Source organism: Trebonia sp., from assembly GCF_049794275.1.
In the GTDB taxonomy this organism is placed as follows: Bacteria; Actinomycetota; Actinomycetes; order Streptosporangiales; family Streptosporangiaceae; genus Trebonia.
Genome location: NZ_JBARCR010000645.1, coordinates 1 through 4893 on the forward strand (window position 1 = coordinate 1; position 4893 = coordinate 4893).

The following is a 4893-nucleotide window of genomic DNA, read 5'->3' on the forward strand; positions in this document are numbered from 1 at the left end:
GCTTCTCAAACAGCCGCTCTTCCTCAGGTGACCGGAGGACCCGGGTGGGCAGACCGGTGAAGTAGCGCCAGACCTTATTCCGCTCGCGTTCGGGACGCTCGTTCGGGTCACCGAAGATCGTGGCCCACATCGAGTTCCAGATAATCGGACTCCAGCTCGGGTCATAGATGGCCGCCGGGTTTCCGGGCAGCTGCTGGACCATGCGGCGCAGGCTGTCCGGAATTGCCTGGTGTCGTCGCGCGCTGTCCTGCGGCGACTGGCCAGCGAGGAAGAACAGGTGGATCCGTTCAACGTTCGACAGCCGGAGGGCCTGGGACAGCGCGGTGAGTACCTGCGATGAGGGCGCCTTGGCTCGTCCCTGCTCAAGCTGGATCAGGTAGTCGACGGAAACACCAGAAAGCTGGGCGACCTCCTGGCGGCGCAGCCCGTGGGCCTTCCGGCCCGAGGAAACAGCCACCCCGAAGTCCCCTGGGTCCAGCCGCTCCCGCCAGTCGCGCAGAGTCGCGCCAAGCTCGCTGGTCGAAACAGCCATGATATGGATTTTACGTTGGGCCATCTGGGTGGTGATGTCAGCACCACCCAGTGCCCTACCGCCCGAGTAAGTGGCCGATTTAGCCTGGCGACTGGCCTGATAGAACCGCCAGACGGTACCCAGTCCAGCCAAGCACGGAGCGACTTCCTCTTTCTTTGAAAGGCGCGACCTTCATGAGTACCGCGACTATGCAGATGCAAACCGCGCCGATCGATGGTCTGAAGATCCGCTACGCCGACTCGGGGACGGCCCACGGCCCGGTCATCCTGCTCACCAGCCCCTGGCCAGAAAGCTTGCTCGCGTTCCGGCGTGTCTGGCCGTTTCTGACGCAGACCGGACGGCTAGTCGCGGTCGACCTGCCGGGGTTTGGTCACTCAGAAGGGCGGCCCGACGTCCTCGCCCCCACCGCCATGGGCGAGTTCCTCGGCCACTTCATTTCCAAGCTCGGCCTGGGCAAGCCGCACCTCGTAGCGCCTGACGTGGGCGCCAGCGCGGCCCTGTTCCTAGCCGCACGCCACCCTGACGCGGTCACCAGCCTGGTCATCGGCGGCGGCGGCGCGGCCTACCCGCTCGAGGTGACCGGCACCCTCGCTGACATCATCGCCGCTCCGGGGATTGAGGTTTTTCGTGGCATGGACCGCGCCACGCTTGGCGCGAGCGTGGAGCCCGCGGCGGCCCATGGCCAGGAGCCCGAGGTCTGGGAAGACTACGTCTCGGGCTACGAGAACGGCCGGTTCGCCGAGTCCACCCGTTATGTGCGCAGCTACCCCGAGCAGCTTCCCGTGTTGCGTGACCTGCTGCCCGGGATCCAGGTGCCCGTACATATCTTCGCCTCCGCCGACGACCCTCTAGTCCCGGTATCCAACGGCGAGTACCTGGCCCAGCGAATCCCCGGCAGCAGGCTGACTATCCTGCCCGCCAGCCATTTCGCCTGGGAGGAGATCCCCGACCAGTTCGCCGCCCTCATCACCGACTCGGTCACCGAGGCCGAGAACCGGACCAGCCAGTGACCGCATCCGCCGCTGGCGCTAGCAGCGTCCACATGATCGTCCTGCCCGGCGGCGGCTACGCCGAGCACGCCCCCCACGAGGCCGAGCCCATAGCCGACTGGCTCGGTCAGATCGGCGTTCCCGCCAGCGTGTTCCGCTACCCTCTCCACACCCGCCACCCGGTGCCGCTCGAGGCGCTGCGCGCCGAGATCACCCGCCGCCGCGCTGACGGCGCCCAGCGCATCGGGCTCATCGGCTTCTCCGCCGGCGGCCACCTGGCCGGCCTGGCTGCCCTGACCCCCGGCGCCACGCCCGACCAGGCCGTGCAGTTCGCAGTGCTGGGCTACGCCATCACCTCGATGGAAACCGAGACCTACCGCCCGGCTCGGCTGATCTTGCTGGGTGAAGGCGCCAGCCCGGAACTGCGCCGGTCGACCTCGCTGGACGCGCTGGTCACGCCCGGCTCACCACCGTTCTTCATCTGGCATACCGCAGAGGACCCCTACGTCCCGCCCGAACACGCCTACCGCCTCGCCACCGCACTCGCGGCCGGGGGCGTCCCGCACGCCGTGCACGTGTTCGCCCACGGGCCGCACAGCCTGGGCCTGGCCCGCGGTGCCGGCCAGACCGAGCTCTGGACCACGCTTGCGGAGACATGGATCCACGAACAAGTGTGACCACGTCAGACTGCCTCCTCCTCCGTAAACACTCGGCGGCAGGCGGGCCGACAAGGAAGGTACTCACATGGCCACGACTACCGAGGACCGCGCCTACTCCGGCCTGCCTAACAAGGTCGTCAGCGCGGCCGACGGCATCGACTACGCCTACCGCGACACCGGTGGCGAGGCCGGCGGCACCCTGCCGCTGGTCTTGTTGCAGCACTTCCGCGGCAACCTCGACAGCTGGGATCCCGCACTGATTGACGCCCTGGCAGCAGGCCGGCGGGTCATCACCTTCGACTACGCGGGCGTCGGCGGCTCCACGGGAACGACAGCGAGCACCATGGGAGAGATGGCGCGGGAAGCGATCGCGTTCATCGCCGCCCTGGAGCTGGGCCAGGTGGACCTGCTCGGGTTCTCCATCGGCAGCTTCGTCGCCCAGGAGGTCACGCTGATCCGGCCAGCGATCGCCCGGCGGGTTGTGCTGGCCTCCTCGGCGCCGCAAGGCGCAGCCGGCATGCATGGCTGGGCCCCTGAGGTGATCGGAGCCGTCGGCACCCCGCAGACCAGCCCGGAGGAGTACCTCGACGTATTCTTCGCCCGCTCCGACTCCAGCCGGCAGGCCGGCCAGGCGGCCCTCAAGCGCATGTACGCCCGGAACCAGGACCGCGACACCGCTACGAACTGGGCCACTCGCCAGGCCCAGTACGACGCGGTCTGCAACTGGGGCGTCCCCGACCACGCAGCGCTACAGCGGGTCTCCGCCATCAAGCACCCGGTCTTCGTGGCCAACGGCGACAGCGACCCGATGATCCTTCCGCACTACTCCTATCTGCTGGCCGGCCTGATCCCGCAGGCCAAGGTGAAGATCTACCCCGACGCCGCACACGGGTTCCTGTTCCAGCACCACGCCGAGTTCGCCGCCGACGTCGAGGCCTTCCTCAGCGCACCCCGCTAGTTCTGGGAGGTTTGCCTGCCCAGGCCCCGCGCAGAGCAGGTCTCAAGGTGCCGGACAGCAGCGATCGGACCCTTCCTGCGGTCTCATCGACGAACATTTCCTGCGGCTAGCCATCCCGAGGCAGCACCACGCTACGTGCGCAGAACAACTATTTTCATACACGCGGCGCGACCCGGACGGCTTGATGAAACCGCGCCTAACGCGGCCTTGCGCGTGGTCTGGCCGCTGCGGCGTTCAGCGCAGGCTCGGGCTTGGAAGGCCTCGCGGCACCAGGCAGCCCTCGCGCGATATCACCGCGCGGGTGGCCGGGTCACGGCCGGACGGCGCGCAACAGCAGGTAATCGATGATCCGGCGCCGCCACAGCAGGTCGACCTGCCGCAGGAGCAGCCGGGCGGCGGCCCGCTGCCCGGCCGGGGCGGCCGTCGCGCTTGCCAGTCGCTGCGCCGTCAGCCGGAGCGCGGGAGCGATCACCCGATCGCCGCAGGTCGTCACCTGCACCTCGGCTAGGCCGGCCGCGCGTGCCGCGGCGGCGATCTGCCCCGGCGTCATGGCCATCGTCCGCTGCAGCCCGAACACCCGCAGCTGCGTCAGGCCGGCAAGCACCTCGCCGGGGCTGACCGGCCACCGCCGGATCGCGATGTCGGAGATGCTCAGCGCGCCGCCCGGGCGAAGTACCCGGCAGCACTCGTCGAAGAACGCCTGCCGGGAACGGAAGTGGAACGCCGCCTCCACGCTGATCACCCCGTCGATGGTGCTGTCGGCGATCGGCAGCCGGACGGCGTCGCCGGCCACCGGCACGGCCGCGGCCTCCCGCAGCCGGTCCCGGCCCGCCGCCAGCTGCCACTCGGTGATGTTCACCGCTACCAGCCGCCGAGGGCGGATCGCCTCGGCGATCAGCGGGTCCTGGGTCGCGAGCCCGTTGCCCACATCGAGGATGGTTCCCCCGGCAGGCAGAGCTAGCGCGAGCGTCCGCACCATCCGGCGGCAGGCGGCCTCGGCCTCGCTCCCGGAACCGGGTCCCTCCCATAGCCCCAGGTTCAGCCAGCCCGGCGCCAGCGCCAGGAAGCAGTCCGACCCGATGCTCTCATAGACCCGCGCGGCGGGGTTCCCGTCCTGCTTGACCATCGCGGCTGCATGCCGCGCGTGCTGTATCGTCCAGCCCATCATCAAGCCCGGTGCCGGTGTCACTCCTGCAGCCATCCCGTTCGGTTCACGCGGGCGGCTCACGTGCCGGGGATGTCGTCGAGCGCGGCAGCAGCGCGCCCCCGCGATCGCCTACCTGGACGGTCACCCCGCGGGCCCGTTAGCCGGCGCCCGCGAGCTCCCCCGTTTCTTCATGCCTGTCCGGCTCCCAACGTCCATGGGTGGCCCGCGCGGCCCGAAACAGCTGCGCGAATGCTCTTCCAGTCCCACCATGGCCGCGCGCCCCGCCGCTGTGCCTCACCCGCCGTGGATGACCCTTAACGCGGTCATCACGATGAACACCAGGCCGAGCCCGCCCGTGACCGCGACTGCCCGGCCAGCGGCGGCGAGCCTGCGGCCACGCCGACGGCATCCCGCCGCTCATAGGTCCTGATGATTACCTCCGCCACCCGGACACTATCCACCGGCCGCCAGGCCCTGTCCGCCGATCTGGCCGGACTGAGTGAGATCAGGCGGAACCCGTCGAGATCCGTGCGGCACGCAGCTTCGCCGGAGCGAGCAGCGCTCCCGGGCTTGAATCTGCCTGGCCGCGTATAGCGGCCAGGCATTTC

General features: G+C 69.5%; 5 protein-coding genes. 3 read left to right on the forward strand and 2 right to left on the reverse strand.

Annotation, left to right across the window (positions count from 1 at the left end; all coding sequences use genetic code 11):
- Positions 1-532: helix-turn-helix domain-containing protein (locus tag WA805_RS17350; RefSeq protein ID WP_425242850.1), on the reverse strand; the 532-nt coding region annotated here is incomplete at its 3' end.
- A 173-nt stretch (positions 533-705) separates the two neighbouring features.
- On the opposite strand from WA805_RS17350, the gene WA805_RS17355 reads away from it, so the two are divergent.
- The 3 genes from WA805_RS17355 to WA805_RS17365 all read left to right on the forward strand — a co-directional run bounded on the left by WA805_RS17355 (position 706) and on the right by WA805_RS17365 (position 3138).
- Entirely contained in the window at positions 706-1542 is an 837-nt protein-coding gene (locus WA805_RS17355; protein ID WP_425242851.1) for an alpha/beta fold hydrolase, read from the forward strand.
- A gap of 32 nt (positions 1543-1574) precedes the next feature.
- On the forward strand, positions 1575-2198 hold the full coding sequence (locus WA805_RS17360) for an alpha/beta hydrolase (RefSeq protein WP_422275267.1): 624 nt from the start codon (positions 1575-1577) through the stop codon (positions 2196-2198).
- A gap of 67 nt (positions 2199-2265) precedes the next feature.
- Entirely contained in the window at positions 2266-3138 is an 873-nt protein-coding gene (locus WA805_RS17365) for an alpha/beta fold hydrolase (protein ID WP_422275265.1), read from the forward strand.
- A 310-nt stretch (positions 3139-3448) separates the two neighbouring features.
- Here WA805_RS17365 and WA805_RS17370 read toward each other — a convergent pair whose 3' ends face one another.
- The gene (locus WA805_RS17370; RefSeq protein WP_425242852.1) at positions 3449-4327 is read right to left on the reverse strand and encodes a class I SAM-dependent methyltransferase; all 879 of its coding nucleotides are present in this window, start codon (positions 4325-4327) and stop codon (positions 3449-3451) included.
- Positions 4328-4893 lie beyond the last annotated feature (566 nt).

What these genes read in the sequence shown, in the direction of transcription:
- WA805_RS17355 (WP_425242851.1), top strand. Translation starts at nt 706, where the DNA reads ATGAGTACCGCGACTATGCAGATGCAAACCGCGCCGATCGATGGTCTG.
- WA805_RS17360 (WP_422275267.1), top strand. Translation starts at nt 1,575, where the DNA reads ATGATCGTCCTGCCCGGCGGCGGCTACGCCGAGCACGCCCCCCACGAG.
- WA805_RS17365 (WP_422275265.1), top strand. Translation starts at nt 2,266, where the DNA reads ATGGCCACGACTACCGAGGACCGCGCCTACTCCGGCCTGCCTAACAAG.